Source organism: Sinomonas sp. P47F7, assembly GCF_049332655.1.
Lineage (GTDB): Bacteria > Actinomycetota > Actinomycetes > Actinomycetales > Micrococcaceae > Sinomonas.
This window is the reverse complement of record NZ_CP186327.1, coordinates 998,708-1,025,520: the sequence shown is the minus strand read 5'-3', so window position 1 is coordinate 1,025,520 and position 26,813 is coordinate 998,708. Positions and strand designations below refer to the sequence as shown.

The 26,813-nt window shown below is 67.7% G+C and carries 23 protein-coding genes and 1 pseudogene; 12 read left to right on the top strand and 12 right to left on the bottom strand.

The features are described from left to right. Positions 1 to 63: 63 nt before the first annotated feature. A complete protein-coding gene (locus ACOKR1_RS04985; RefSeq protein WP_422935622.1) occupies positions 64 to 636 on the bottom strand; it encodes a TetR/AcrR family transcriptional regulator in 573 nt (190 codons plus the stop codon). Positions 637 to 719: 83 nt separating this feature from the next. Here ACOKR1_RS04985 and ACOKR1_RS04980 point away from each other — a divergent pair, with 83 nt between their 5' ends. Next, positions 720 to 1,601: an SDR family oxidoreductase gene (locus ACOKR1_RS04980; protein ID WP_422935621.1), complete on the top strand. Its 882-nt coding sequence runs from the start codon at positions 720 to 722 to the stop codon at positions 1,599 to 1,601. Here ACOKR1_RS04980 and ACOKR1_RS04975 read toward each other — a convergent pair. Next, positions 1,598 to 2,263: a hypothetical protein gene (locus ACOKR1_RS04975; RefSeq protein ID WP_422935620.1), complete on the bottom strand. Its 666-nt coding sequence runs from the start codon at positions 2,261 to 2,263 to the stop codon at positions 1,598 to 1,600. The genes ACOKR1_RS04980 and ACOKR1_RS04975 overlap by 4 nt on opposite strands. A gap of 311 nt (positions 2,264 to 2,574) precedes the next feature. On the opposite strand from ACOKR1_RS04975, the gene ACOKR1_RS04970 reads away from it, so the two are divergent. From ACOKR1_RS04970 to ACOKR1_RS04960, 3 genes are read left to right on the top strand one after another with little or no spacing between them, the layout of a single operon-like run. After that, complete coding sequence (locus tag ACOKR1_RS04970) at positions 2,575 to 3,195, top strand: TasA family protein (RefSeq protein WP_422935619.1); 621 nt, start codon at positions 2,575 to 2,577, stop codon at positions 3,193 to 3,195. Between the two features lie 41 nt (positions 3,196 to 3,236). Further along, positions 3,237 to 3,890, top strand: a complete 654-nt coding sequence (locus ACOKR1_RS04965) for a signal peptidase I (RefSeq protein ID WP_422935618.1) — start codon at positions 3,237 to 3,239, stop codon at positions 3,888 to 3,890. Beyond that, positions 3,880 to 4,242, top strand: a complete 363-nt coding sequence (locus ACOKR1_RS04960) for a hypothetical protein (RefSeq protein ID WP_422935617.1) — start codon at positions 3,880 to 3,882, stop codon at positions 4,240 to 4,242. The genes ACOKR1_RS04965 and ACOKR1_RS04960 overlap by 11 nt, the downstream gene beginning before the upstream one ends. Before the next feature lie 13 nt (positions 4,243 to 4,255). Here the strand turns inward: ACOKR1_RS04960 and ACOKR1_RS04955 are convergent, their stop codons facing one another. Further along, positions 4,256 to 5,023: a response regulator transcription factor gene (locus ACOKR1_RS04955; RefSeq protein ID WP_422935616.1), complete on the bottom strand. Its 768-nt coding sequence runs from the start codon at positions 5,021 to 5,023 to the stop codon at positions 4,256 to 4,258. Between the two features lie 138 nt (positions 5,024 to 5,161). On the opposite strand from ACOKR1_RS04955, the gene ACOKR1_RS04950 reads away from it, so the two are divergent. After that, entirely contained in the window at positions 5,162 to 5,620 is a 459-nt protein-coding gene (locus tag ACOKR1_RS04950; RefSeq protein WP_422935615.1) for a hypothetical protein, read from the top strand. An 8-nt stretch (positions 5,621 to 5,628) separates the two neighbouring features. Here the strand turns inward: ACOKR1_RS04950 and ACOKR1_RS04945 are convergent, their stop codons facing one another. From ACOKR1_RS04945 to ACOKR1_RS04930, 4 genes are all read right to left on the bottom strand, one after another. Beyond that, on the bottom strand, positions 5,629 to 7,263 hold the full coding sequence (locus tag ACOKR1_RS04945) for an ATP-binding protein (protein WP_422935614.1): 1,635 nt from the start codon (positions 7,261 to 7,263) through the stop codon (positions 5,629 to 5,631). 160 nt (positions 7,264 to 7,423) lie between these two features. Then, complete coding sequence (locus tag ACOKR1_RS04940) at positions 7,424 to 7,753, bottom strand: STAS domain-containing protein (RefSeq protein WP_422935613.1); 330 nt, start codon at positions 7,751 to 7,753, stop codon at positions 7,424 to 7,426. Between the two features lie 139 nt (positions 7,754 to 7,892). Next, entirely contained in the window at positions 7,893 to 8,189 is a 297-nt protein-coding gene (locus ACOKR1_RS04935; RefSeq protein ID WP_422935612.1) for a hypothetical protein, read from the bottom strand. Positions 8,190 to 8,214: 25 nt separating this feature from the next. Continuing rightward, a complete protein-coding gene (locus ACOKR1_RS04930) occupies positions 8,215 to 9,651 on the bottom strand; it encodes a short-chain fatty acid transporter (protein ID WP_422935611.1) in 1,437 nt (478 codons plus the stop codon). Positions 9,652 to 10,155: 504 nt separating this feature from the next. Between ACOKR1_RS04930 and ACOKR1_RS04925 the strand changes: the two genes are divergently transcribed. The 7 genes and pseudogenes from ACOKR1_RS04925 to ACOKR1_RS04895 all read left to right on the top strand — a co-directional run bounded on the left by ACOKR1_RS04925 (position 10,156) and on the right by ACOKR1_RS04895 (position 17,528). Continuing rightward, a complete protein-coding gene (locus tag ACOKR1_RS04925) occupies positions 10,156 to 11,019 on the top strand; it encodes a carbohydrate ABC transporter permease (RefSeq protein WP_422935610.1) in 864 nt (287 codons plus the stop codon). A gap of 38 nt (positions 11,020 to 11,057) precedes the next feature. After that, on the top strand, positions 11,058 to 12,386 hold the full coding sequence (locus tag ACOKR1_RS04920) for an ABC transporter substrate-binding protein (RefSeq protein ID WP_422935609.1): 1,329 nt from the start codon (positions 11,058 to 11,060) through the stop codon (positions 12,384 to 12,386). A gap of 215 nt (positions 12,387 to 12,601) precedes the next feature. Then, the gene (locus tag ACOKR1_RS04915) at positions 12,602 to 13,345 is read left to right on the top strand and encodes a carbohydrate ABC transporter permease (protein ID WP_422935608.1); all 744 of its coding nucleotides are present in this window, start codon (positions 12,602 to 12,604) and stop codon (positions 13,343 to 13,345) included. 95 nt (positions 13,346 to 13,440) lie between these two features. Then, positions 13,441 to 14,754 (top strand): MBL fold metallo-hydrolase, encoded by a 1,314-nt coding sequence (locus tag ACOKR1_RS04910; RefSeq protein ID WP_422935607.1) that lies wholly within the window; start codon positions 13,441 to 13,443, stop codon positions 14,752 to 14,754. A 113-nt stretch (positions 14,755 to 14,867) separates the two neighbouring features. Further along, positions 14,868 to 15,659, top strand: a complete 792-nt coding sequence (locus ACOKR1_RS04905) for an HAD family hydrolase (protein WP_422935606.1) — start codon at positions 14,868 to 14,870, stop codon at positions 15,657 to 15,659. A 452-nt stretch (positions 15,660 to 16,111) separates the two neighbouring features. Next, entirely contained in the window at positions 16,112 to 16,672 is a 561-nt protein-coding gene (locus tag ACOKR1_RS04900) for a type IV toxin-antitoxin system AbiEi family antitoxin domain-containing protein (protein WP_422935605.1), read from the top strand. After that, a pseudogene (locus tag ACOKR1_RS04895) lies at positions 16,669 to 17,528 on the top strand (nucleotidyl transferase AbiEii/AbiGii toxin family protein). Before ACOKR1_RS04900 ends, ACOKR1_RS04895 begins: the two are co-directional and overlap by 4 nt. 404 nt (positions 17,529 to 17,932) lie before the next feature. Here ACOKR1_RS04895 and ACOKR1_RS04890 read toward each other — a convergent pair. The 5 genes from ACOKR1_RS04890 to ACOKR1_RS04870 all read right to left on the bottom strand — a co-directional run bounded on the left by ACOKR1_RS04890 (position 17,933) and on the right by ACOKR1_RS04870 (position 26,758). After that, a complete protein-coding gene (locus ACOKR1_RS04890) occupies positions 17,933 to 19,522 on the bottom strand; it encodes an IS1182 family transposase (protein WP_422933071.1) in 1,590 nt (529 codons plus the stop codon). Positions 19,523 to 19,595: 73 nt separating this feature from the next. After that, a protein-coding gene (locus tag ACOKR1_RS04885) for an IS5 family transposase (RefSeq protein ID WP_422935249.1) occupies positions 19,596 to 20,493 on the bottom strand; the annotation gives its coding sequence in 2 pieces (ribosomal slippage) (positions 19,596 to 20,132 and positions 20,134 to 20,493; 897 coding nt in all). Positions 20,494 to 20,580: 87 nt separating this feature from the next. Next, positions 20,581 to 24,120 carry a MobF family relaxase gene (mobF, locus tag ACOKR1_RS04880; RefSeq protein ID WP_422936554.1) on the bottom strand — a complete coding sequence of 1,180 codons (3,540 nt, stop codon included), beginning with the start codon at positions 24,118 to 24,120 and terminating at the stop codon, positions 20,581 to 20,583. A 512-nt stretch (positions 24,121 to 24,632) separates the two neighbouring features. After that, positions 24,633 to 25,532 carry an SMP-30/gluconolactonase/LRE family protein gene (locus ACOKR1_RS04875; RefSeq protein WP_422935604.1) on the bottom strand — a complete coding sequence of 300 codons (900 nt, stop codon included), beginning with the start codon at positions 25,530 to 25,532 and terminating at the stop codon, positions 24,633 to 24,635. Positions 25,533 to 25,612: 80 nt separating this feature from the next. Then, a complete protein-coding gene (locus ACOKR1_RS04870) occupies positions 25,613 to 26,758 on the bottom strand; it encodes a mandelate racemase/muconate lactonizing enzyme family protein (protein WP_415853373.1) in 1,146 nt (381 codons plus the stop codon). Positions 26,759 to 26,813: the final 55 nt, after the last annotated feature.

Here is a 26,813-nt window from a genome sequence, read left to right as displayed (position 1 = left end):
GGCGACCCTTGGCCCAAGCTTCTCGCGCCGTTCACCTTCGCCCGGCGGCTCGGGGCGACCCGTTCAGGCGAGCCGCGCGGCGGTTGCCCGGAGACGGTCGAGCGCGTCCCGGGCCAGCTCGACGAGGCTCGGCGCGTCCTCTGCTTCGATCCAAGCGGCGTACGCCTCCTTGAAGGCGAGGCCGCCGAGCTCGGCCGCTACGGCGGCGGTCGTGGCGTCGACCCCCCGCTCCCGCAGCGCGCGGGCCATCGCAGCGGACAACCCCGCCTGCTTCAAGGCGTTGCGCTCTTGGAGTTCGGCGTTCGCGGCGATCGCGGCGTGCAGCACTGGCCCGAGCTCCCGGTTGAACGGGGTCATGGCGGCGGCCGCGCGCTCGAGCCCGGCGCCCACGGCGGCGAGGGGCGCCGCGTCAGCGGGCGCGGAATCGATCCCCTCGGTCAGCAGCTGCGAAAGCGTCTCCTGGCCGGCGGCGAGCACGTCCCGCTTGTCCGGGAAGTAGCGGAAGAAGGTGCTCTTGGTCAGTCCCGCGCGCTCGGCGATCTCGACAACGGTCACCTTGTCGTAGCCGTGCTCGGCGAACAGGTGCAGTGCCGCGGTGACGAGCCGCTCGCGCGCGTCCGGATTCCAGCGTGGCATGGGTTCCATTCTACCGACGGGACCTTTGTCCCGTCACACGTGATACGCTGATGGGACAAACGTCCTATCGCGAGGAGAAGCAGATGCGCGTTTTCGTCACGGGTGCCAGCGGAGGAATCGGCTCCGCCGTCGTCCCCGAATTGATCTCCGCGGGCCACGAAGTCCTGGGGCTCGTCCGCTCCGATGCCTCCGCCAAGGCGGTCGCCGCCGCGGGCGCGGTCCCGCTCCGCGGCGAGCTCGCCGACCCGGCGAGCCTCCGCGCCGGTGCCGAACAGGCGGATGGCGTGATCCACCTCGCCTTCGGCAACGACTTCACGGACATCCAGCGCTGCGTGGACGAGGAGACGCTCGCCGTCGAGACATTTGCCGCCGCACTGGAGGGCACCGGGAAGTCGCTCGTCATCGCGTCCGGGACCCCCGGCGTGCCGGGCCGTCTTTCCACCGAGGAGGATGCCATGCCGGCCGTGGGTCCGCTCGGAGGGCGCGCCCGCAACGCGCAGGCTGTGCTCGGTCTGGCAGAGAAGGGCGTTCGGTCCGCGGCAGTGCGCCTTCCTCGCTCTGTCCACACGGGCGAAGGACGGTACGGGTTCGCGTCGTTCCTCATCGAGGCGGCGCAGCGGACTGGGGTCTCGGGCTACGTCGGCGACGGCAGCCAGCGCTGGCCGGCGGTCCACCGCCTCGACGCGGCCCGGCTCTTCCGGCTCGTCCTCGAGGGCGCAGACCCCGGAACCGTCGCGCACGCCGTGGCCGACGAGGGCGACACCATGCTGTCCCTCGCCGAGGCCATCGGGCAACGGCTCGGGCTGCCCGTCGAAGCCGTGCCAGCCGAAAGCTTCGGATTCCTCGGCACCGTCTTCGCCGTCGACCAGCCCTCCTCGAGCGCCCAGACGAGGGAGCGCTTCGGATGGCACCCCTCCCACCCGAGCCTCCTCGAGGACCTGGCGGCCGGTCGCTACCCGGCCTAGTTCCGGCGGCGAAGGAGCAGGCGGAGCCCGGCCGCGAGGAACCACACCGCCTGCAGAACGGACAGCCCGATTCCCACGAACACCCCGACCGGCGTCACGACGGCGAGAGCTCCGGCGAGCACGAATGCCCCGGCCAGAACGATCGCGCTCCGAGCCAGCCAGCCGCCGAGCACCCCGCGTCCCGCAAGTCCGACTCCCACGAACACCATCGGCGCGGGAATCAGCGGGAAAATGCGGACGAACACCCCGTTGCTGAGCGCGAACGCCACGGCCGCGGTGGTGGAGTCGCCGCTCGACGCGGCGACCGGAACCGACTCAAGCACAACAGCCTCAGCCAGCACCAAGGCGAGGAGCGTCGCGCCGCCGACAATCGCCAGGAGGCCTGCGAAGGAGACGACGGTGCCGGACATCCGCACGACCGCGAGCACGAAGGCGACGCAGAGGGCGCTGCCGACCGCCTGGAACCAGCCGCCGGCAAAGAAGAGGACCTCGTGGTCCGAGGCATAGCTCGCCAACACGGTCGGAGTCCCGCCCGCGTAGGGCCACCCGGATAGTGCCGGCACGGTGAAATAGACCAGCAGGAACACGGTCCCCACCACGGCCGCGAGCCCGGCCCACCGAGCCATTCCCTCGCCCAGTTCGCCAGCCCCTAGCTTGGACATCGCGCCCCCTATTCGGCCTGCGCTCGATCCCGCACGGCTAGCGGGACACTATGCCGCGGGCCGCCACGGATCAAGGCCCGGCACACGTGCTTTCCCTGCCCCCGAGGCCCGCGGCGCCTGCCGGGCCGTCAGAGACGGACTTTCCTGAAGGAGGGCGGGCGGCCGCGAGTCTTGAACCTTTCTTGAGCTTTTCTTGTCGGTTGGCGGGCGTTGGCCTTGAAACCCGAACCGGAGAGTTGGTCTGTCAGCCGCTGGGGCTGGCGCAGACTACTCAGTCCGGGCGGGGCCCGGCCGAAACAGGGGATACTCACATGGGTCTCAGCCTCAAGTCCACGTCCGGGAAGCTTCTCGCATCGGCCGCCCTCGTCGGCGCAGCCGCGAGCGTCGCGGGCCTCGGCACCTACGGCGCGTTCACGTCCACCACCTCCGCGAACACGTCGGTCTCCTCCGGCACGGTCACGATCGGCCTCGGCTCGTCCGGCACGGCGACCAACCGGCTCAGCGTCGCGGCGACCGGGATCGTCCCGGGCGACACGATCCAGCGCGCGGTCACGCTCACCAACTCGGGCAGCCAGAATCTCGCAGGCGTCACGCTGACGACGGCCGCGACGACGTCCTCGAAGCTCGACACCGACGCCACCAACGGCCTCCAGGTCGTCGTCGACTCCTGCTCGGCTCCGTGGACCGAGGCCGGCACGGCTCCCGCCTACACCTACACGTGCTCGGGCACGAGCACCTCGGTCCTTTCGAGCCACGCCGTCATCGGCTCGAACGTGACGCTCTCGAACCTCGGGTCCGTCACTGCAGGCCACGCTGACAACCTGCGCGTCACCCTCACGCTGCCGACCACCGCAGACAACACGTTCCAGGGGATCTCGAGCACCGTGAGCTTCTCCTTCACTGGCACCCAGCGCAGCGCAACTAACCAGTAGTCCGAGACCCGGCCCATCTCCCGTTCCGTGAGGACGACGCCATGACCAATACCCTCGACCCCGCCGCCCCGGCCCCCGTTGTTCGCGCGGGCCGGCGCGGGCGGGCCCTCACGTGGGCGGGTCAGATCCTGACCCGGGTGGTCCTCGGGCTCGTGCTCTCGGTCGCGGTGGCCGCGTTCCTCTTTCTCGGCGTGGGCCCGCGGTTTCTGGGCTACCAGACCTCGACGATGCTCACGGGCTCCATGGCCCCGCTCATCAACCCGGGCGACGTCGTGGTGAGCGTCAAGGTCCCTGCGTCGGCCTTGAAGGTCGGCGACATCATCACTTACCAGATCCCCGTGCAGGACCAACGCGTCGAGACGCACCGAATCGTGAGCCTCACGCGGAACTCGGCCGGTGCCACCATCGTCACGACCAAGGGCGACGCGAACAATGGCTCGGACCCCTGGACGGCCGTCATCACCGACAGCGCGGTCTACACCGAGGCCGCGGTCATCCCCCACCTGGGCGATGTCATCAGGACGCTGCGCTCCCCCATCGTTCGCTCGATCCTCGTCTTCGGAGCGCCGACGATCTTGGTTACGCTTCTTCTCGTATCGATCTGGCGACGGCCTTCTGAGTCCCCGGACGCTGGGGCCCCAGGCGCTGAGTCCCGAACGAGCGCGCACGAAAGGGGAAATGCCGGTGAGCACTGACACACCGCCCGACCTCGAGCCCGCCCGGCTCGACACCCTCGCGGTTGAGCTCGACTCCCGCGACGATGCCTGCGCCTTCGCCGCGAAATTCCTCGACCTTCTTCCGCGGCGGCTTCAGAAGATCGCGGCAACCGTCCAGGCCGGCGACGTGGAGGCCGCGCACGTCGCACTCCTGAGCCTCGCGGTGTCGGCCGAGATGGTCGGCGCCTTGCGACTCGAGCGAAATACACGTCGGGCCGACCGGGAGCTCCGCGCCGGGCGCCTGGGCGGCGCACGCGGGGCCATCCCGGAGCTGAATCACGACGCCGACACCGTCACGCGAGCGCTCACCGACCTGCTCCGGGGACACTGACGCCGTCGAGGAATCAGACCGACAGTGCGACCATCCCGTACCCGACGCCGCGCACGGTGCGGATGAACCTCGGGTTCCGACCGCGATCGCCGATCTTCCGGCGCAGATTCCCCACATGGACCTCGACCAGATGCTCATCCGAGGCCCACTCGTCGCCCCACACCGAGCGGAGCAGCATCTCCCGCGTCCACACCCTCCGCGGGGACCCAGCCATGAGCGCCAGGAGGTCAAATTCGGTGCGGGTCAGCACGATCTCCTCCCCTTCGACGCTCACTTGGCGCGCATCGACGTCGACAATGAGCGAGCCGTGAACCATGCGGTGGGCGTTGAGCACTGCGGCTGCCGCGGGGAGCGTCGCCGAAAGGACGACGGCGGGCGGTTCCGGCGCGCGGGTGACGACGGTCCGGGGGCGGCGGAACATCGCCTCGATCCGAGCCTGAACGGTCCGAGGGCTGAAGGGCTTGCTGATGTAGTCGTCGGCGCCGATCTGGAGACCCGTGAGCTCATCGATCTCGTCCCCGCGTCCCGTGATCATGATCACGTAGGCGTCGGAGAACTCCCGGAGCCTGCGGCACACCTCTGTCCCATCGAGGTCGGGCAAGTTGAGATCGAGGGTCACCAGGTCGGGGCTGTGCTCGCGAACCAGGCGCAGGCCGTCGGCGCCGGTATCGGCCTCGGCCACATCGAATCCGTGGCGCTGGAGCGTCCGCGCGAGCAAGATGCGCATATCGTCGTCGTCCTCGACCACGACCGCGCGGCGGTCCGTGAAACTTTGCCCCATGGTCGGCAAGTCTTTCAGACCAACCGGCGTTTTTCACCCAGGTCTTGAACAAACCTTGAGGAACCCTGCCGCCCGGGCTTGAAGCCCTGTTGGGAGCATGGGAACGAACATCGGACGCAACCAGGCGAAAGGGGGGCCATGGAGCATCAAGACTCTCGTGGCTTCGCAACCTCGCCAGACGCCGGCCGTCGCCGCTTCCTGGTCCGGGCCTTCGCGCCTGTTGCGGCCGCCGTCGTCCTGTTCGCGGCTCCTGCGGCCGCCCAGGCCGCCTTCACGGCCGGCGACTCCGCCGCCCTCTCCGCGTCGACGTACTCCATCCCAGCGCCGGCGAGCGTCAACGCCGGGATCGTCTGCGCAGCCAACGCCAAGCAGGCCACGGTAACGGTGGCCGGATACAGCGCCGTCGCCCGGGCAACCAACTACCAGTTCACGCTGACCGCCCCGGACGGGAGCAGCAGCACAACCGCCACGACCATGCCCACGGTCGCCCTCACTCAGTCATCGAAAACCGCCGGCAACCGCGTCTACACTCTCTCAGTCCAAGCGCTCGTCGGTGCATGGGTGGGTTCACCGTTCACCCAGTCGTTCACCTGCTGACGCTCGGCTCACTCTCTGAGAGGAAGGCGGAGCGTGAAGGTGCTGCCCACGCCGAGCTCGCTCTCGCAGTCGATCTTGCCTCCGTGCTTCTCCACGACTTCCTTCGCGAGCGAGAGCCCAAGGCCGGTCCCGGGGATCCCGGCGCCGAGCACGGTCGCGCTTCGGCCGAAACGCGTAAAGATCTGTTCGAGCTCGTCGGTCGGGATCCCCATGCCGTGGTCTTGGACCGTGCACACAGCCCATTCGCCGTCACGCGAGGCGGTCACGACGACCTCCGTCCCCGGACCCGAGTACTTGACGGCATTGGAGACCAGGTTGTCGAGCACCCGCACGAGCCCAGTGCGGTCGCCGAGAACCTTGAGCGGGCCGTCCCCACGCACGGTCATGTCGATACCGCGGCGCTGGGCCGCGGGTGCCGAGGAGTCTCCGGCCTCTCGGACCACTTGCTCGAAGTCGAGTGGCAAGCGGATCGCCGCGGCATCCGTGCCCGTCACCGCGGCCGCCAAGATGTCGTCGACCATCTGGTTCACGTGTTCGGCGTTGCGGGCGATCACCTGCAGGTCGGATCGGGACGCCTGAGTCAGCTGCGGATCGTCCTGAATCAGTTCGGCGTAGCCGAGGATATTGCCGATCGGTGTCCGGAACTCGTGCGACATGACCGAGAGGAAGCGGTCTCTCGCGCGGGCCGCCGCGACGACATCGGTAACATCGGACGACGCCACCACGGTGCCCGCGCGCTCCCCGGCGGCGTCGACGAACCCACGGACCGTGACCGACACGGTGCGCGCCTCGGCGCCGCGGCCGAGCCGAAAGAGCTCGTGCTCTACGCGCTGGCCCGCAAGGGCGCGCTCGAGCGCCCACTGTTCGGGCGGAAGCGGCTCGCTGGACCCTTCCTGGAAGATCAGCATCTGGGTTTCGCTCCCTGACGATCCGCTGGCTTCAGCGGGGAACGCCGCGGCGTAGACCTCGATCTGCTTGGAGTTCACGAACATGCCTCCCCCGTCCGCGTCCAGCACGATGACCCCGACGTCGACCGTCTCAAGCACCGTGTCGAGGAGCCGTTCTCGGGTCTGGCTCCGCTCGAGAAGCTCGTCGACTCGCGACTGCTGCGCCACGCCGCTCGTCGTCTTGACCGAAGTCCCGACCCCGATTGCGAGCATGATGAACGGCGTCACGAGCTGCGCCGCGAGCGACCTGGCATCCGCGGTTCCGGCGACGACCAGGGGCACCCACACCACGGCCAGCGTTGAGGCGCCCCCCAGAGGGACCATCAGCCGCGGCCGGTACCCCGAGCCAGCAAGCCACATCATCGGGAAGACGGCAAGCAGAGCAAGCCCGGCGAGGGTCTCCGAGGCCGAGGACCGCACGAGGCCCACTGCGACGAAGTCGAGAAACGGAACCACGAGGAACATCCCGTGCGGAAGCGCCCGCCACGGGAGGAGAGCGCACACCACGAACAGCCCCACCGACAACGCCTGCCCGGCCGCAAACCCCGGATCCGCCAACGTCCGCGGCTCCGCGAAGGCGACCACGGCGCACACCAAGAGCATCGTGAGGTTCAACGGAAGCTGACTCAGGACGACCCTGCCCGTGAGGCTCAGCTCGTGGAAGCGAACCTTTCCCAGCAGCACTTCCAGCAGCATCCCCACCGTGCCCCCTCTATGATGACGGCCTCAAACCCACCGCTTGGCCGACCCAGCCGCCAGCGAACGAGTCAATTGTCGTACCCTCAGGCAAAATCGCCGTCTTGTTTCCCCCCATGACCCGCATCAAACGGGAGCCGCCGCTCAGGGAAGCACGCCGCTAGCCCTCAGGCCTCTCGTGATGATCGTCGATGACCGGAAGCGCCTTCTCCACGCTCGTCAGCTTGAGCAGCATCCTCACGTTCTCGCCCACGTTCACGAGCCGGAGGTCACCGCCCTCCCTGCGGGCTGCAGTCGCTGCCCACACAAGGGCTCCGAGCCCGGTGGAATCCACCCAGTCAGTTCCTCGGAGGTCGATCAGCAGCCTGGTGCTCCCCGCCCGGAGGGCGTCCGTGACTGCGCCCCGAAACTCATCGACCGTGTTCACGTTGAGCCGCCCCTGGAGCGCGAGCACACTGAGCCCGTCCCGCTCGGCGAAGTCCATTGTCATGCCGTACCCCATGTTCCCCTGCCTCAAGGTCGTCCCCGCGCCCGACCGTCCGGTATTCAGCGGACGCTACGCCGGATCGCCGCCGATGGCCATGGGCCTAAGACCTAACGCTGGGACAACTCGCTCCGGCGGCAGAGGCCTACTGGTCCTTGACGGAGTGGAGAAGTTCTTCGAACCACTGGCTGCGAAGCTTTTCGACGTAGGCCGCCGCTTCGTTTCCGCCATGGACGATCACGCTGAGCTTCTCCGGCGGGAGTTCTCTCACCCGGTCCGGATACATGTTGAACGCCGTCGCGGTGGTGAGGTCGATCATCAGCCCATTGAGTGCGACGCACTGCGCCTCGTAGCCGTTTGCGTGGATCAGCCTCTCACGCATCTCCGGGGCCAGCAGACCAGGCGTCAGGAGAGCGTCGATTGCCTTCCACACGTAATCCATCCTTCGAATCTACCCCCGTCGGCTTTCAATGCGGAACGACGGGAGGCACGAACTCGAAGGTCATGCCAAGCAGCCAGACGAGCACGAGGACCACGGGGAGGTGGAACATGAACTGAAGGAAGGTGAAGCCCACCAGGTCTCGTGCCCGAAGCTTGAGCACAGCGAGTAGCGGGAGCATGAAGAACGGATTGACGAGGTTGGGCAGCGCTTCCGCGATGTTGTAGACCTGCACCGTCCAGCCAAGGTTCATGTGGACGTCGGTTGCGGACTGCATCACGTAGGGGGCCTCGACGAGCCACTTCCCGCCACCGGAGGGCACGAAGATGCCCAGGAGCGCGGTGTAGACGGCGATGACGACGGCGAACGCGCCGCCGCCGCCGATGCTCGTGAAGAAGTGCGCGAGGTGTTCCGAGATGGTCAGGCCACCGGAGCCGGGCGCTTTGGTGAGAATGGCGGCCATTGCCGCGTAGAGCGGGTACTGCACGAGGATCCCGGCGGTCGCAGGCACTGCTTTGGCCACGGCCTGCAGGAATTTCCGGGGAGTGCCGTGCAGAACGAGGCCGAGCACGAGGAAGACCAGCAGGTAGGCGTTGAGCGAGCTGACCACGCTGAGCGCCGGCAGGGTCAGGAACTGCGAGACGAGCCAGCCAAGTGTGAGGACACCGGCAAGTGCGGGAAGGATTCGGCTGTATTCGAGCCATTCGCCCGGTCGCTGCCGGGACTCCGATTCCTCCGGTTGGTCGTCGAGGTCGACGCCCAGATCGGCGGCCGTCCTCACGGCGCCGCCCTGCGGGGCCGAGAAGTGGGCGATGAAAGCCGTGAGGACCATGAGGACGGCCAGGGTCAGCAGGGATTGCCACGTGAAGATGGTGGCGCCGAAGTCCAGGACGCCTGTGATCTTCAGCAGCGCCGGCGGGAGGGAAGCCTTGGTCGCCTGGAGCTGGGCCGCGGAGGAGGAGAGCCCCAGCGCCCACACGGCGCCGAGACCCATGAAGGCGGCGGCGCCGAGGGCACGGTAGTCGGCGGTGAGGTCCTTCCGGCGGGCGATGGCCCTGGCGAGGAGGCCGCCGAAGACCAGGCTGAGCCCCCAGTTGAGGAACGACACTGCCATGGCCAGCACGGCGACAAAGCTGACCGCGGTGCGGGCCGTGCCCGGAATCTGGGCCAGGCGGTCGATGATCCTCGCGACGAGTGGCGAGGTGGCCACGACGTACCCGGTCAGCACGACCATGGCCATCTGCAGCGTGAAGGCCGTCAGGTCCCAGAAGCCATTGCCGAAGGAATCTGCCACCGCCTTGGGCGAGGCCCCGATGGCCAGTGCGGCGAGAGCGACGAGGACCAGGCCGCCGAGGGCGAAGACAAAGGCGTCCGGAAACCACTTCTGCGTCCACCCCGCGAGCCCCTGCGCGATGCGGGCCAGGCCCTTCTGTGTACTGTCCTGCTTGAGCTGAGTCGAAGTCATTCTGCCGTGTGCCTCTCCGTTGAGTGTGCGACGTGGAGCATAGGCTGCGCCCGGAACGACGGTCAACGCCTCACGGCCCGACCCGGCACACTGTGGACACAGCGCGCACTGCGTCCACATTGTGGAGGAAAGGCATTCGTGGTTAGCCGCGTCATCACGCGCCATTCAGTGGAGCCACCCTGCCGGATTCGAACGGGCGACCCTCTCGAAGCGGCCGATATCGTCACCACACTTTCGGGGAATCCTTCTTCGCCGCCGCTGACACGGCCATCAGGTTATCGGGGCGGTTCCCGGTGGAGCGGAGAATCCGCTTCCTGTTGGCAGTCGATTCACTGAGGAGTTCCGATTCCGTCATGTTGCAGCCTGAGCGTGGGGATCTTGGTCACCCGCCAAGGGCCGGCCAGGTCAAGAGTGAAGTTGGGAGTTACCTTGAAGGCGATCGTTCAGGGAAGGCCCGCAGCCCGGCCTGTAGCCTCCCGCGGCAGGCCCGGGCTCCGCTCCCCCGTGGCCTATTTGTTGATTCTGCCGGCACTGGCGATCTTCCTGGTTTTCACCATCGGGCCGACGGTTTTCACGTTTGTGGTCAGTACGTTCAAGTGGAACTGGCTGAACCCGGACCAGAATAATTTCGTTGGTCTGGCCAATTATCAGATGCTGGTCGACGGCTCACAAGATCCGCCGTTTACCGGCACCCTTCTGACCTCGGGATACTTTGTTGTGGCCATGGTGGTGGGTGGAACGGTGATTTCACTGGGCCTAGCCATGTTGCTGCGGCGGGCCGGAAGAATCAATGTTGCCGCCCGCACCGCGGTGTTCCTGGCCCACGTCACGCCTCTGGTCGCGACGTCGATTGTCTGGGTCTGGATTTTCAATCCCCGCTTCGGTTTGGCCAACCTGGTCATGAGTTGGTTCGGTATCGCCAATATCGACTGGCTCGGCGACTCCCGCTTCGCCATGTCCGCCGTGATCATATACTCGCTCTGGCATGAAATCGGATTCACCACCGTGATCTTTCTCGGCGGCCTGACCACCGTCTCCTCGGAGCTCTCCGAGGCGGCCCGGCTCGACGGATGCAACCCCTGGCAGGAATTTTGGAACGTCACGTTCCCGCAACTGCGCCCCGTCGTCATCTTCGTCATCGTGGTCTCCTCGGTCGCTTCCCTGCAGGCATTCACCCAGTTCTTCATGATGACCAGCGGTGGGCCCGGATTTGACACGGCAACGCTGGGCTTCCAGCTCTACCAGCAGGCGTTCGTATTCCGGAAGACCGGATACGCGGCCGCGCTGGCCGTAGTCCTGTTTGGCATTACCGTAGCGCTCTCGATCCTCCAGCTGCGCACCACCCGCTCGCTGGACCGAACCAGCTGACACATCCTCGAATACCCACCAATTTTCAGGAGTACAACATGACGCGAAACACTAAACCTGCCCCCATGACCGGCCGCCGCCGGATCCTCGCGACGACGGTTCTGGTTGCCGCCGGACTGACGCTGAGCGCCTGCGGCACAGGCCCCAATACCGCGGTCTCAGGCAGCACTGTGCCGGCGGACACCGGGGCACCGGCGACGATCACCTTCATGGAAGCGATGTCATCGGGGGCGCAAAAGACTGCGTTGGCCAAGATGACCAAGGACTTCATGGACAAGAATCCGAACATCAAGGTCGAACTGCAGGACCAACCCGACTACGGGACGCTGCAGACCAAAATCAACGCCCAGACGGCGGCGGGAACGCCTCCGACGATCGCCCAAGTGTACGGAAACTGGGCCGACGAATTCGCGGCCAGCAAGGTGATCGTCCCGCTGGATGACTACGCGGCGCAAAGCGATCAGTACAAGAGCTTCTTTGCCGGCATCAAAAAGGATATGAAGCTCACCGACGGCAAAACATGGATGTGGCCGTTCAACAAGTCCGTCGTGGTCCAGTACTACAACCCGAACATGGTGCCCGCGGCGCCCAAGACTTGGGACGAATTCGCCGCTGCCGCCAAGACAGCGTCCGCCGGAAACATTGTCGCCCTGTCCATGGACCCGGGCAGTTCTTCGGGACCGGCCGGGGGCACGGCCTTCTTTGAAATCCTGGCCGAGTCGATGGGCGACACAGTCTTCGCCGCCGACGGTACACCGCAGTTCACCAAGGACGGCGCGGTCAAGGCTATGGACTATTTGGTCAAGATGAAGAAGGACGGATCCTTGATGCTGGGGACCAACTACCCCGGCCAGGCCGCACTGGGCGGCGGGACCGGCGCGTTCGATCTCTCCTCCGTGGCCAGCTATCCGTTCAACCTCAAGGCCGTAGGAGACAAGTTCAAACTCGGCGTCGCTGCCCTGCCCTCTGGTTCGAAGGGCTCTGCCAACCAGTTGGCCGGCACCAACATAGCGCTTTTCGCCAAGAGTTCCGACGCGGAAAAGGCCGCCGCGTGGAAATATATGCAGTTCCTGACCTCCCCGGAGGAAATGGCGTACTGGTCCGCCAGCACCGGCTACCTACCGGTCAGCAAGGACGCCATGGACCAGCCCGTGTTCAAGGACTACGCCGCCAAGACACCGTTCGTGACCGAAGCCACCACCCAGCTTGACTCGGCCACCCCGCTGCCCCCGAAGGCCTGGATCAGCAAGGCCTCTGGCGCTTTGGCCCAGGCCATCCAAGCCGCTGTGAACGGGACGGCGAGTTCGAAGGACGCTCTGGCCGCCGCCCAGGACTCGGCGATGAAGGCCATGAAGGGTTCCCAGTAGTTCCTGTGGAAACGACAACACCCATGAGGACCGCGATCACGCCAACGCGGGAGGAGGCCCGGGCCGAACACACCGCCCGGCCCTCCCGGTCTTCGCGCTCCGGCCCGAGGCGGCCCGGACAGATCCGAGGGCGGTACGGCGTACGGCCGGGGCCGCTGCTGCGGCCCTGGGTCGCAGCAGCGGTCGGATTCCTGTTTCTGGTCCCCATACTCTGGATGCTGATCACCAGCGTCGCGTCCGACGCGGACGTATTCATCTTCCCGCCCAGGCTCTGGCCGGCCTGGGACTTTTCCAACTACGCCCGGGCGTGGGGGAAGAGCCCCTGGCTGACCTACTTCGGGAACACCGTACTGATTGCCGGCAGCGTCGTCCTACTGGTCCTCATCACCTCGCTGCTTGCCGGATTCGCCTTCGCCCTCATGCGGTTCCGCGGCAAGGGGATTCTCTTTCTGCTGGTAATGAGCGCCATGATGGTGCCCCAGACCGTGCTCCTGATTCCCAATTTCATCATTGCGCAGAAGCTGGGGTGGTACGACACCTACCTGATCCAGATTGTCCCCTGGGGCGCGTCGGTATTCGGCATCTTCCTGCTTCGCCAGTTCTTCCTCACCCTTCCCAAGGAACTTTTCGAAGCGGCAGAGATTGACGGGGCAGGTTCCGTCCGGATGCTGTTCTCGGTCGCCGCACCGCTTGCCACTCCCAGCCTTGTCCTCGTGGCGCTGAACTCTTTCATGGGCTCCTGGAACGCCTTCGTCTGGCCCTACATCATGACAAAGTCCGATGCGGTCCGGCCCATCGAAGTCGGACTTCAGGCCTTTTACGGGACGGAGGGAACCGACTGGACAGGACTGTGCGCGGCGGTCTCATTCACTACGCTGCCCATCATCGTGCTCTTTCTGTTCCTGCAAAAGTACTTTGTCACCGGCGTCTACGGCACACAGGGCAGCGTCCGTGGCTAGAGAAACACAACAAGATCAACACCCCACGAACGGGGGCAGCCATGACAACGATTGAATTCTTCGGCGGGATCGGGGTGATCGGATCCTCTAAGATCATGATCTCGACGCCCACCGCGCGCGTGCTGCTGGACATGGGGCTGGACATCCCGGCCGAACGTGATCTTTTCCGGGCACCGGTGCACGAACGCCCCGGCTTCGAGCTGCGGGACCGCCTCGCCGTCGGGTTCGCACCCCAAATTCCGGGGGTCTACGACCCGGCTCAACTGGACCCGGGCGCAACCCTGGGCCGGCCCGATCACCGATCAACTGCGGTATTCCTCTCGCACGCCCATCTGGACCACGACGGCGCCCTCGGCTTTGTCCGGCCCGACGTCCCTGTCTACGCGCACCCGGACACGGTGTTGCTGGAGGCCGCCATCGAAGTTTCCGGGACGGGTGGCCCCGGCGGCGACCGGCCCGACCTAACCCCCATGACCGGGATGGTGACCGTCGGGGACATCACCGTTGAGGCCGTCCCGGTGGACCACGACATCCCGGGCGCCTGCGGATTCCTGGTCACCACACCGGACGGGACGCTGGCGTACACGGGGGATCTGAACTTCCACCGTGACGGAGGCCGGCTCAGCCGGGGATTCGTCGACCGCGCCGCGGGCGCGGACATGCTGGTCACCGAAACGACCATGCTCTCCTTCGACATCCCCCCCGGCGCCGGCGCATGGGAGCCGCGCAGCGAGGGGGAGTTGCTCGACCTGGCCGCAGAGGCCATGACCCGGGCGCCCGGACTGGCCCTTGTGAGCATGTACGTCCGCGATGTCGACCGCGCCCAACGCCTCATGGCCCGGGCGGTCGCCCATGGCCGCACCCTGGTGTGGCCCGGCCAGTCCGCGGCGCTCCTTCACCACATCGGGGTCCAGGGCGTCACCACGTGGGACGGATCCCGCCCGCAGACCCGCTGCCATGCCGAAGCCGTGGCCCGGGCCGAAGCCGCCAGCCACGGGAGTATCCGCACCGTCAGCCTGGACGCCGTCCGGGCCTCCCCGTCCTCGTTCCTGATCCAACCGGACGTCTCGGACGTCCCCAGCCTCCTGGACCTCCCGCTTGCCGCCCCGCATCGGCAGCCGGGAACCTTTCTGCCGTTCATCCACGCCCAGGGTGAGCCGCTTGGCCCGTTCATGGCCAACTGGCACACCTATATGGAATGGCTGGAACGGCTCGATGTCACCTTTGTCGGCATCGGCTCGTCCGGGCATGCCACCGGTGAAGCCCTGCACAAGATGGTCATGGACATCCACCCTGGCGTTGTGGTGCCAATCCACGGATTCCGTCCTGAAGCCCTCCAGGTGGACGTGCCCAGACTCCTCCCCGCATACGGCACCTCGTACATCCTCAACGGCAGTGTCCTCCCCTAGGCGATCCCCGGCCGCAGGAATCCTGAGCGCGAACCTGCGGGCCTGCTGCCGGCCCACGGCTCCTCACCTGACGATGACAGCGGTACACGCGTTCCAAGGATTGGAATTCTCCCATGAGCCCCCTCCCCTCAGCCGAGGCTGACAACGGTTCCGTCTTCGACTCACCGTTGCCGCTTCTGGTACTGGACTTTGACGGCACCGTCTGTCTCGGGGACGGCCCCGTGCATGCCTACGCAGACGCCGCAGCGCGCCGGCTCCCCCATCGCACCAGCGCGCCGCTGCTCGATAGATTGCAGCAGTTCCTCAACAACGCCCCGGGCTCCCCGGCCTATCCGGACGGATACGCAGCCGTCGCGGTCCTGTTCGGCGCATACCTCCCCCCGGATCAACTCAATGCCGCCTTTACCGAAAGCCGTCAGCGCCTGGCCGCCGGGGGCGTGGCCATAACGGCCCCACCCGGACTCGCGGGGTTCCTCGACGGCCTCACCGGCCGTGCGCTACGTGTCCTTGTGACCAACGCACCCCACGCCGGCTTACTCGAAAGCCTCCGGACACTCGGCCTCCACGATCACGTAGACGTGGTGAGAGCGGACGCCGGAAAACCACACGGCTTCGCCACCATGCTCCCCCGGATGCTCCGCCACCGGGCACCCCGCCGACTGCTCAGCGTCGGCGACATCTGGGAAAACGACCTCCGGCTCCCCCTCGAAGCCGGTTGCGCCACGGCCTACATCGACCGCTTCAACCACCGGAGCGGCCCCTCCAGCTTGCGCGGCCCTGACTTCCCGGCCCTGTATCCGGACATCCAAGCCTGGGCCGAGAACCCCGACGGGTTCCACGAGGTCCACCACGTAACCGCTCCCGCCAAGGTCACAGACGGCGCATTGAAGGCCACTCACGCGTGACCTTTTTGGCGCCCGCGCAGGAACCGCAGCGCCCGGAAGCCCTATGCATACAAGGTCTTGGCGCGCTCAAGATGCGCTCAGAGTGATCGCGTGCGTTATCCGAAATGATGCCGAGAACCAACAGATGCGCGTGATTGCGCCGGAGGAAGGTGGAGCCCCCTGCCGGATTCGAACCGACGACCCTCTGGAGGGTCCGGGCCATTTCGGGGACTGACCGGTTGTCTCGGGAACTCGCGGATTCCCTTGTGTTGACAGGGAACCGGGCGGTTCGCTTGCTCCGAGTGTACCCGGTCGTTGGCGGTCCGTGCCGGACGATTGAGATGGGTATTTGATGAGTCTCCCGGCTCCGGCACGAGTTGCGGTCCGCATGCCGGAGGCGCCCACCGTGCTGGAACCAATCGTCATCACATATAATTATCTGTAAACGATTCGCGCCAAGCAGGAGGTGGCCCATGGCGAGAACCCTGACGCCGAACACCGCGAAGGACGAGGGACTGTCCCGCAGCGCCCTCTACCGCGCCGCGCGGGAAGGTCGCTATGAGCGGATCGCGCGCGGGATCTACCTGCCCGCGGATGCGGATGCGGCCGACTGGGACTTGATCGAGGCCGCGACCCGGCGTCCGGATGCAACGGTCTGCCTCGCTTCCGCGCTCGCGCACCACGATCTGACCGACAGCATTCCCACGGCATTGGACATCGCGATACCTCGCGGATCCCGCACCCCCGCCGGCAGCCCGTCGATCGCGTGGCACCAGTTTGACCAGGCCACGTTCGAGATCGGGCGGGAGGAGATGACGATCCCGGGCACGGATCTGACGATCGGGATCTACTCCCCAGAACGCTCGATCGCCGACGCGTTCCGGCTCCGTGGTGAGACCGGGTACGAACTCGCACGGGACGCTCTGAAGGAGTGGCTGCGACGCGGCGGCAAACCCGCAAACCTCATCGAGATCGCTTCTCGGCTCCCCCGAGCCAAAGGACCAGTCCTGCAGACGCTGGAGGCGCTGGCATGAGTGCGGGCGACGACACGTTCCGCAGGCTCCAAGCGGCGGCGCGATCGGCCGCCGCGAAGACCGGCAACGCGGTGCCAACGCAGGAGTACCTGATCCGGCACTTGCTGGAGTCATTCCTCGATCGTCTGACGCGCACCGAGCACGCCGCGGACTTCGTCCTCAAGGGCGGCATCCTCCTCGCAGCCTACGGTGTTCGCCGGCCCACGAAGGACGCCGACGCGAACGCCGTCAACGCCGATGTCTCCTCAGAGCATGTTGCCGATGTGGTTCGCGACATCGCCGCAGTCCAGGTCGCCGACGGTGTCGTCTTCGATGTGGGGAGCATCGACGTGCAGGAGATCCGCGAGCAGTCCGACTATCAGGGCCTGCGGATACGCGTCAGAGCAACCATCGGACCGTGGAGAGGCACCGCCGCGTGGATGTGTCCACGGGCGACCCGATAGTCCCCGCGCCCCGCGCCGTCACGATCGCCAGAGTCCTGGGCGATCCGATCGTCCTCCTCGGCTACGCGCCCGAGACCACCATTGCCGAGAAAGGGGTAACCATCCTCGAGCGTGGTGTCACGAGCACTCGCTGGCGCGACTATGTGGACATCGTCCAGCTGGCACGTCAGGGCATCGACTCAGACGAACTGCTTAGGTCTGCGCACGCGGTTGCACGTTACCGCGGCGTCACCCTGGAGCCGATCGCATCGCACGTCGCCGGGTACGGCCAAGTCGGGCAGGCGAAATGGGCGGCATGGCGTCGCAAGGAAGGGCTTGAGGCTGTCTCGGAAGAAAGCCTTGATGACCAGATGACCATCGTCGCCTCTGTGCTAGATCCGGTCTTCACGCTCGACGAGGTCGAGCGGTGGTAATGAGAACCTTGTTGTTCAGCCAGCGACCAATCGATACGAAGGGCCAACATGGCTCGTTCGCCGCCTGGTCGGGCTCACGCTGAAGGCGATGCGCCGACGAACTTCGTCAGAACCTCTCGCTCGAGACACGGCGAGCGTCGAAGCATCCGGCGAGGTAGCCCATCGACGACATTCACACTTCGGAAGCGCTCGCGCTCTGGTGCCTGCGCAGGACGCGGCCTAGGAGACTGCTGAACAAGCTCCCTTCGCAGGTTGGCTGGTGGCGTGATCGGTGCCGCCTTGGCCAGTCGAACGGCGGGTTTTGGTCGGCTCTGGGTGCAGCATGGGTCCGTCCCGCCTGTGCAGGGCGTCGTGGTGCCCCTGGCGTTGGGTTCGAGGCTGTCTTCTGGGGGCCTGCGGCGCGATCAGGCCAGCTGCCAGGTTCCGTTGTCGAAGCTGAGGCCGAGTGCGAGCAGTCGCCTGAGGTTCAGGGCGGCGACCCGGTGGTGGAGCCAGCTGTTGTTCTTCTCCACGCCCCGGTAGGGGACGCGGCGGTTGCCCCGGGTCAGCCACGCGATCGATCTCTCGACCATCGGCCGCTTGGCCCGATAGGTGGTCTGGAAGCCTTCCGCGGTGGCCCGCCTGCGGTGTGCGCGCTGGAGCAGGTCGTGGGGATGCACCTCGATCTTGCGACCGTCTCTGGCCGTGGTGCACTGCGATCGCAGCGGGCAGTGGGCGCAGACGGCGCCGAACACGGCCTTGCGGGTCTTGGTGAGCCGGCGGGTGTGCCCGGCCGGGCAGGTCAGGGTCCCTGCCTCGCCGTCGTGGGCGAAGTCGTCGATGGTGAACCCGCCCTCGACCGCGGGCCGCAGCGGCCACGGCTTGATAATCGGGGTCCACTTCCGCTGGTCCAGGGCGTGCAGCATCTCCCCGGACCCGTAGGCCGAGTCGCCGAGCACCTCGACGGCCTCCTGCCCGGCGATCGTCGGGTCGGCGGCGACCAGGTCCTTGCCGACGGATGCGTCGGAGTTCTCCGGGCCGTTGGCCTTGGTCAGCTTCACCGCGGTGGTCAGCCCGGTCTCCGGCTCGACCACCACATGGGCCTTGAACCCGTCCTGCCGGCGCTCCCGGGTCTTGTGCGCGTGCCGGGTCTCCGGGTCGACGGTGGAGATCATCCGGTCCGGTGCGACGCTGCGGGCGATCCGCCACCGCCCGTCGCTGCCGTCGGAGTCCTCCGCGGGCTCGACGTCCTGCCCGGCCACCAGCGCCAGCAGCGCCACCGCCTCCGCAGGCCTCCCGCCCGCGGCCTGGGCGGCATCGACGTCCAGCGCCGCGAGCAGCGCGAGCGCGTCGTTGACCAGGGCTGTGACCAGGCCGTCGCGCGCGGCCGCATCGTCCCACACGATCCGCGGCTTCCCGGCCGAGGCGTAGTCCTGCCCGGTCAGCCCGGCCAGCCGGGTGCACTCGGCGGCGATCACCGCCTCCGCGCCGGAGACCTCCCGGCCGACCCGCCGGATCGAGGCGACCAGCTGGGTGACCGTGTCCTGCCGGGCAACCGCGTCGTCCAGCACCGTGGAGTCAAGCGCCCGCCGCGTCCCCCCGCCCACCGCGCCGGTCGCGGCCACCACGTCCCGGACCGCCTCGAAGATCCGCTGCGGCCGGGCGCTGGCCGCGAGCCGGCGCCGCCAGTAGGTCAGGGTGGTCGGATGGAACGCCCGGTCCGCGACCGCGAAGCCGCAGGCGGCCTTCCACCGCAGGTCGAAGGTCACCGCCTCGGCAGCCTCGCGATCCGAAAGCCCGTTCAACGCCTGCAGCACCAGGACCGTGGCGACCACCTCGGGCGGGACCGAGGGCCGGCCCCGGCCCGAGGGAAAGAGATCCTCGAACATCTCCGCCGGGAACAGCTTCAGCCGATGCCCGGCCAGGAAGGCGAAGACGCTGCCCGGAACCAGCAGATGCCCGGCCAGCGCCTCAACGTCAAGGAACTCACGCTGTCCATCGTCGCGACCCTGCATGAAGCCAGTCTTAACCCTCCCCGGCCCGAAGCAGGGAGGCGCGCCCCGCCCGCCCGACTTCTTCAGCAGTCTCCTAGGGCGTGTCTCCTAACCTCTTGAGCCATAGCGTGATGGCGTGCAGGACCGCGGCTCCGCGGTAGACGACGGCTAGCTTGTCGTAGCGGGTGGCGAGGCCGCGCCATTGCTTGGCCTGATTGAAGGAGCGCTCGACGACGTTGCGCCCGCGGTAGTCGTCTCGGTCGAATCCCGGCGGCCGGCCACCCTTCGCCCCGCGGCGCTTGCGGTGCCCGATCTGGTCCGAGGGCTCGGGGATGACCGCGGCGATCCCCCGTGAGCGAAGGTGGGTCCGGATTGCGCGGGAGGAGTACGCCTTGTCCCCGCGCACTCGGTCCGGGCGGGTCCGAGGCCTGCCGCGGCCGGGCCGGGCGACGCGCAGATGGCCCATCAGGACTGGGAACATCGGCGCGTCGCCGGACTGGCCGGGGCCGACCAGGATCACCAGCGGCAGGCCGCGGCCGTCGACGAGGTGGTGGATCTTCGTGCTCAGCCCGCCGCGGGAGCGTCCGACGCCGTGGTCACCGGGCTCGGCAAACAGATTCCTGTAGTTCGACAGGTCCCCCCGCGCTCCGGGCAAGGTTCGTCGCGTGCTGGTGGGCGCGGTTGACCGTCGAGTCGACGCTGACCGCCCACTCGATCTTCCCGGCCCCGTCGGCTGCGCTGAGCAGTTCGGCGTGGATCCGGTCCCAGGTCCCGTCGGCGCTGAAGCGGCGGTGCCGCTTCCACGCCGTCTGCCACGGACCGAACTCGGCCGGGAGATCCCGCCACGGCGCCCCGGTCCGGTACCGCCAGACGATCGCCTCCACCACGCGGCGGTGGTCCCTGAACGGGCGCCCGCCCTTCGCCGAGGCCAGAGGCATCAGCGCTTCGATCCGGGCCCACGCCTCATCTGAAAGAACACTCGTCCGCGACACCCACCCAACCCTGCCAACTGAAACCCGCGATGGTTAGGAGACACGCCCTAGTCGGGACGCCCCAGGTGAGGCCGCGGGTTTCTCTGCTCAGAGCGATCGGCCGATCGGCTCCCGGCGAGGGGGGCGTTCCGGCGTGGGTTCCGCGTCGCGCGCCAGCGCGCGGGCTCGGTCAAGGGCGGCACGTGCTCGGGCGGCGTCGATCTTCTGCGTATCCTTCTCGGCCCGTTCTCCCAGGGGTGTGGGTCCGGTGATCCCGTAGCGGTCGCGGTACGCGGCGACGGTTCGCGCGAGGCGTCGCCAGCTCGTCATTGCTTGTTCGCCCCGGGGTGGGGTGCCGAGGGCGGCGGTCCAGCTTGCGCGGTCGTTGAGGGCTTGGTCGAGGACGGCGTCTGCGCGGGCTTCGATGAGGTCGCGCCGCCCGCCGAGCGCTTGGCGCATCTCGGCGGTCATGGGGCCCGTGGCTTCCGGAATGAGGCCGGCGATCAGCCGGGGGCGCTTCCGCGCGCGGCCCGAGCCCGCCGGCCGCACCGCGGCCAACGCAACGCGGTGGTGGAGGACGGCGGCGATGTCGTCGGCGTCGCCGAACCCTCGTGCTTGGACCAGGCGCGGCACCAGAGCGTCGACATCGTGGTGGTTGGCCTGCGCCCGGCGGAGTTCGGCTGTGAGGGCTCCAAACGCGTCCGAGCCAATGGCCTCCTCGGCCTGTTCTTCGGTAAGGCCGGACTTGCGAATGAGTGCGGCCCAGCGGTCGTGCTGGGCTGCTGCGGCTATGGTCTCGTACTCGGCGGCGAGCTGGGCGATCGACCCCCATTGTTCCTGCTGGGCCGTGATGGCCTCGTGGGCGGACAGTTCGGTGCCGGAGTGCTGGAGCACCCCGCACAGGATGCTGCGGCCGGTGGCGTCGGCGGTGTCGCCGGGGCGCGGTCCCTCGTGTGCGGCATCGGGCTGGTCGGTGGCGACGTAGGCTTTGTTCGATGCGCGGCCGCGGGTCATGGCGACGTACAGGTTCTCTCGAGTCATCGATGCATCGACCAGGAGGTGTGAGCTGTCGACGGTGATGCCCTGCGCCCGGTAGGAGGTGACGGCGTAGCCGAGGTCGAGGTGTTCTGCTGCGTAGTCGGCAGGGAGCACGACCGCGCCTCCCCACTTGCTTCGCGCGCGGCGGAGGGTGAGGGAGCCGTCCTCGCGGACCTCGGTGACGGCCCATCTGTCGCCGTTGCGGACCCAGGAGCGGCCGGCGCGCAGGCGGCGGTCGTTGCGACGTGTGATGACCGTGTCTCCGGCCGCGGCGCGGGTGCCGTCGTGCAGTCCGACTTCGCGGGGGCCGTGGACGGTGCCGTCGAGGACCAGATCGGTGCGCGCCCGAATGTTCAGGGCCGTGACTGCCTCGTTCGAGTCGGCGACCAGCACGGTCGCCTGTCCTGCGTGCAGGTCGGCGCGCCAGGCGGTGTAGGCGGCATCGGTCATCGCATCTTTCTCCCCCTCAAGGACGCGGCCGTTTTCGATGTAGCTTTCGATGATTTCGGTGCGTCCGTGCCGGAGGCCGAGGGAGGCGGCCTTCTCCCACTCGTTCGTGAAGCGGTGCACGTCGGCGAGCTCGGGCGCGTCGTCGCAGTCGTGGACGAGCAGTGAGAACGCTCCGCCGGCGTCGACGGACTGGAGCTGGGCGTAGTCGCCGACCAGGAGGACCTTCGCTCCTGCCTCGGCCGCGAGGTGCGTGATGCGGTCGAGGCTGAGCGTTCCGGCGAGGGAGGCTTCGTCGAGGATGACGAGCTCGCCCTTGCGGAACGACTGCCCGGTGCGCTCGTGGGTGTCCCACCACTTCGCAGTGTTCTCCGCCGGGATGCCGAGGTCGTCGGCGAGGACCTGCGCGGCAGCCGCGGACGAGGCGAGCCCCACGACGGAACCGGTGCCGTGCTCGGCCTCCCACGCCCGCCGCAGCGCGCTCATCGCGGTGGTCTTGCCCGCCCCGGCGGGGCCCACGAGGACGTCGACGATGCGCCCGGAGACGGCGACCTTGGCCAGCGCCGCGGCCTGGTCGGCCCCTAGCATCCGCCTGTGGCGGTCGGGCCGCGCGGTGATCTTCTCGACCGTCGCCAGCGAGACAGTCGGGGCGGTGGTCGTGTGGGCGCGTTCGAGGAGGCGGTCCTCCGCAGCCAGCAGGGACTCGGAGGAGAACACCGTCGAGCACTTCGGCCGGAACACGCTCGTACCGTCCGGGCGCTGGAACACCGCAGGGCTGGTGGCGAGCTCCGGCGGGGTCAGCCTGAGGGAGGCGGCTTCGGCGGCGTCCACGACGAGGCCGACGACGGCCTCCCGGTCCTCCATTGTGGCGAACCGGTAGCCCATCGTCTGCCGTGCCGCCTCCGCGCACAGGTTCCAGCGCCGCCACGTCGACCGCTTCTCCCCCACTGCTTCTACCACGTTTGCGCCGAGCGAAGCGACCACCCCCAAGGGCACGTTCTCGGCTCTCAAGAGCAGGGGCGCCTCGTTCGCGGCAACCGCACGCGCCCACGAGGCGGCATCCGATCCCAGGACCCGGCCGGCGCGCTGCCGCCACTGTGCGGTGAGGTCCGCGAGCGATCGGACCTGCTTCTCCGGGCGGGTAGTGAGGGTGGCCTGGGCGCGGAGTTTGATGACCGTGGTGTCCGATGGCTGCCGGCCGTGCCGTGCCACGTACGCCGCGATCAGCCGGTCCTTCTCCACCTCGATGTGCCGCGAGCGCAGGGAGAACTCTCCCACCAGCTGCTCGGGGACGCCGGTGATGGCCCAGGCCGGGTTGCGGTCGCGGCCGCGGTCGCGCCTCTCCCACTCGACTCCGAGGGCAAGGGTGAGGTGGTCGGCGAAGACGGCTTCGTGGAGTTCGGAGAGCGCAACGGTCGCCGCGTGCATCGGGCGGGAGTCGAGGCTGCGCCACCTGCCGTCGAGGACGGTCTGGACCTTGTTGGAGATCACGACGTGCGTGTGCAGGTGCGGATCTCCGGCACGGGAGTCGAAGTGGTCGTACGCTGCCGCGATCAGGCCGGTGACGTCGACCTGTGCGACCGCGCCGTTGCGGCCGGTTGCACCTGCACGCGTGGCTGCAACCTCGCGCTCCATGTACGCAACCATGTCGGCAACCGCCGCGTGGTGCGCCGCCGCGATCGTCTTCTGCATTCCGGCGTCGGCGACCGCCCACAGCACCGAGGCGGACTTCGGGATCGAGAACGTGAAGTCGTACCCGGCGACCGCACGCCGTGACGGGGTCGCGGCTTCCTCGGCCTCGATCTGCGCGACCGCCGCCTCCCGTTCGCCGTCGCCGAGGTCCGGGCCGAGCGCCTTCGTGCGCTTCTCGATACGCTCGGCACGGCTGGCATACGCCGGGTACGCGCGGCCAAGCGGATCCCCGCTCAGCGGGTCACGGCCCATCCCGATCAGGAGCTGAAGCTGCGCCTCGGAAACCCTATCGCCTTCACGGAGCCGCCCGTCGCCGAGGGCGGTGACGCCCGAGCCGAGCCAGCGTCCGGGCGGGGTTCCTTCCGCGTTGTAGTACCGGGTCAACGGAGTCGAGAGCGGCCGGTTGCCGTCACCCGCAGCGACCGTCCGCAGGAGATACTTATGGCCGTCTCCCGCCGACATCAACCGCATCGACACCGTCACGCGCCCGCCTCCAGACCTGGTTCACCAGGTCAGGTGCACAGGAGCACCCCCGATCTGCCAGACGCGTGACGAGCCACTCGAGCGAGGCGTGTTCGAGTAGGCCCGCGACGACCGGCTCCTCGAGAAGCTGCGGGCTCTCATGGCCGAGGCCGCGGAACGCTGCCGGTAGTAGAGTATGGATCCCGGGGCCGGTATTGGTGGCAGGGACCTTCACATACAGGCTCGTGGGGCGTGATGTGTCGGTCTCGACGCCGGCCACCCCGACCCCGTGATCGGAGAGCTCGGCGAGGATGCGTGCACCGAAGCCGTACCTGCCCACGCGGCTGACCCAGTGTCCCCGTTTCCGCTGGATTCTCGAACGCCCAGAGCCCTGCGTCGTGCCCTCAGGCAGGCCGTCGGACTTGCTGTCCGGAAAGCCCGGCACGAAGTCCTAGGCGTCTGGGTCGTGCCTCGTCAGGCTGCGATCCTTGCCGGGGGCCAAGGCTCTGAGTCTCCCGGCGTTACTCCGCTTCCATTGCTGAACTGTTCTCGTCTCTGAAGGACCCTGGCGGGCGGCCCGTGGCCCCGGGCTCGAGGACGAAGATCGCCCCGGCATGCACCTCGTCGGCTTGCTGCCGTTCGGTGAGGCCGACGCTCGCCGAGGTGATGAACAGCTGGTTGAGTCCCGGGCCGCCGAACGCGACGCTGGTCGGACGGGTCACTGGAATCTTGATCGTCTCCAGGAGCCTGCCGTCGGGGCCGAAGCGCTGAACGCATCCGCCGTCCCACATCGCGACCCAGATGGTTCCTTCGGCGTCCACGGCAATTCCGTCCGGGGTCGCCACCGGGTGTGGGAGACCGACCAGCATCCGGCCGTTGCGTATGCTTCCCGTTTCGGGGTCGAAGTCGTACGCGTCGATCCGGCGCGTGCTCGAGTCTGTGAAATAGAAGGTGCGCCCATCGGGGCTCCAATCGAGGCCGTTGGAAATGGAAACGTCCCTGAGCACCGGCGTCGCACAGAGATCGGGCCCAATGCGGTAGAGAGAGCCTTGCGAGGGCGAAAGATCCGCTGCCATCGTTCCGGCCCAGAGCCGCCCGGCCTGGTCGCACGCGCCGTCGTTCATCCTGTTGCCGGCGTTCTCCGCCTCAACGGGCGCCACGAGCTCGAAGCCACTGCCGTCCCGCTCGACGAACGCGACGCCGTCCCGCACGGCGCAGACTAGACCTCCCGAGGTTCGCCCGGCCACCATCCCGATGGGCTGTCCCACATGGATGCTCCGGTCGCGCCCGGACGAGGTGTCCAGGCAGTGGATTTCACCCGCGAAGATATCGACCCACAGCAGTTGGGAATGTTGTTCGTCCCACCAGGGGCCTTCGCCCAGACCGGCGCGGGCGTCGAGTGCGATCTCCACCGAACGCATCTGTCCTCCTTGTCGCCCAGAAAACGGTCGCCGATACGGTCCGGGCTTGCCGAAAAGGCCAGCCCGGGCCGCAGCGGGATTCACGCGGCGATGTCGAATTTTCCGCCGGTGAGCGTGTACTTCTCGAGCGCTCCGTCGGGGAATTCGATTCCGAGGCCCGGCACCTCACGGGCCTCGACGTAGCCGTCGGTGATAGTGAGCGGCTCCTCGAGAAGCCCGTCCCAGCCCGGCCCGCCGTATGCGTCGAACTCGATCATCGGCGCGTTGTCGCAGCTCAGTATCATGTGCAGGCCTGCGGCCAGGGCGATGCCCGTGCCGGAGCTGCATGCGATGTGCGGAACACACCAGAGGTTCCACGAGCTGGCCATATCGGCAACTCGCTTGCACTCCGAGATCCCGCCGACACTCGTGCAGTCCGGCTGCAGGACATCGAAGGTGCGCCGTCGCAGCAGATCAAGGTATTCGAACCGCGTGAGCAGCGACTCGCCGCCGGCGAGCTTGAGCGACACCCGATCCGCGAGCCAGGAGTGGTCGTCGATGTACTGCGTCAGGCTGCGGGCCAGAATGGGCTCCTCGAGCCAGAGCACGCCGAGGTGCTCGAATTCCTTTGCGAGCGTGAGCGCCTGCCGCCGGTCAAAGGCCATATTGGCGTCGACCATGATGTCGACGTCGGTCCCCACGGCATCGCGAACGCGGGCGACCATGTCCACGCCGTTGCGGATGCTCGGCCCGTTGCGCAGCTTCATTGCGTGGAAGCCCTGCTCCACGGCGCCGACGCATTCGTCCACGATCTGCTCGGTCGGCTTGAGCGAGGGCGCGTAGTACGCCTTCACCTTGGACTTCGCGGCTCCGAGCAGGCGGTAGACGGGCTGGTTGCTGGCCTTGCCCAGGAGGTCCCAGAGCGCAATGTCGATGCCACTGACGGCGTAGGTCTCGATGCCGCGTCGGCCCCACATGTGGGTTGCGTCGAGCATGTCCTGCCAGATGGACGCCACGTCCAGCGGGTCGCGGCCGACCAACATTGGGCCGAGCTGTTGGTTGATGATTGGACCGACGGTGGGGAAGTACTCGGCCGAGAATCCCGCCTCGCCGATTCCCTCGATCCCTTCGTCGGTTCTGACCCGGACGATGATCCCGCCTTTGACTTTGACCTCCATGGCCCCCCATCGCAGGGGCTCGTCGAGGGGCACGCCCACCGGGAAGGCTTTGATCTCTGTGATCTTCATGATGTGATTCCTTTCGCGAGTGTTCGCATCCGCAGACGGGCGGGGCCGCAGACGC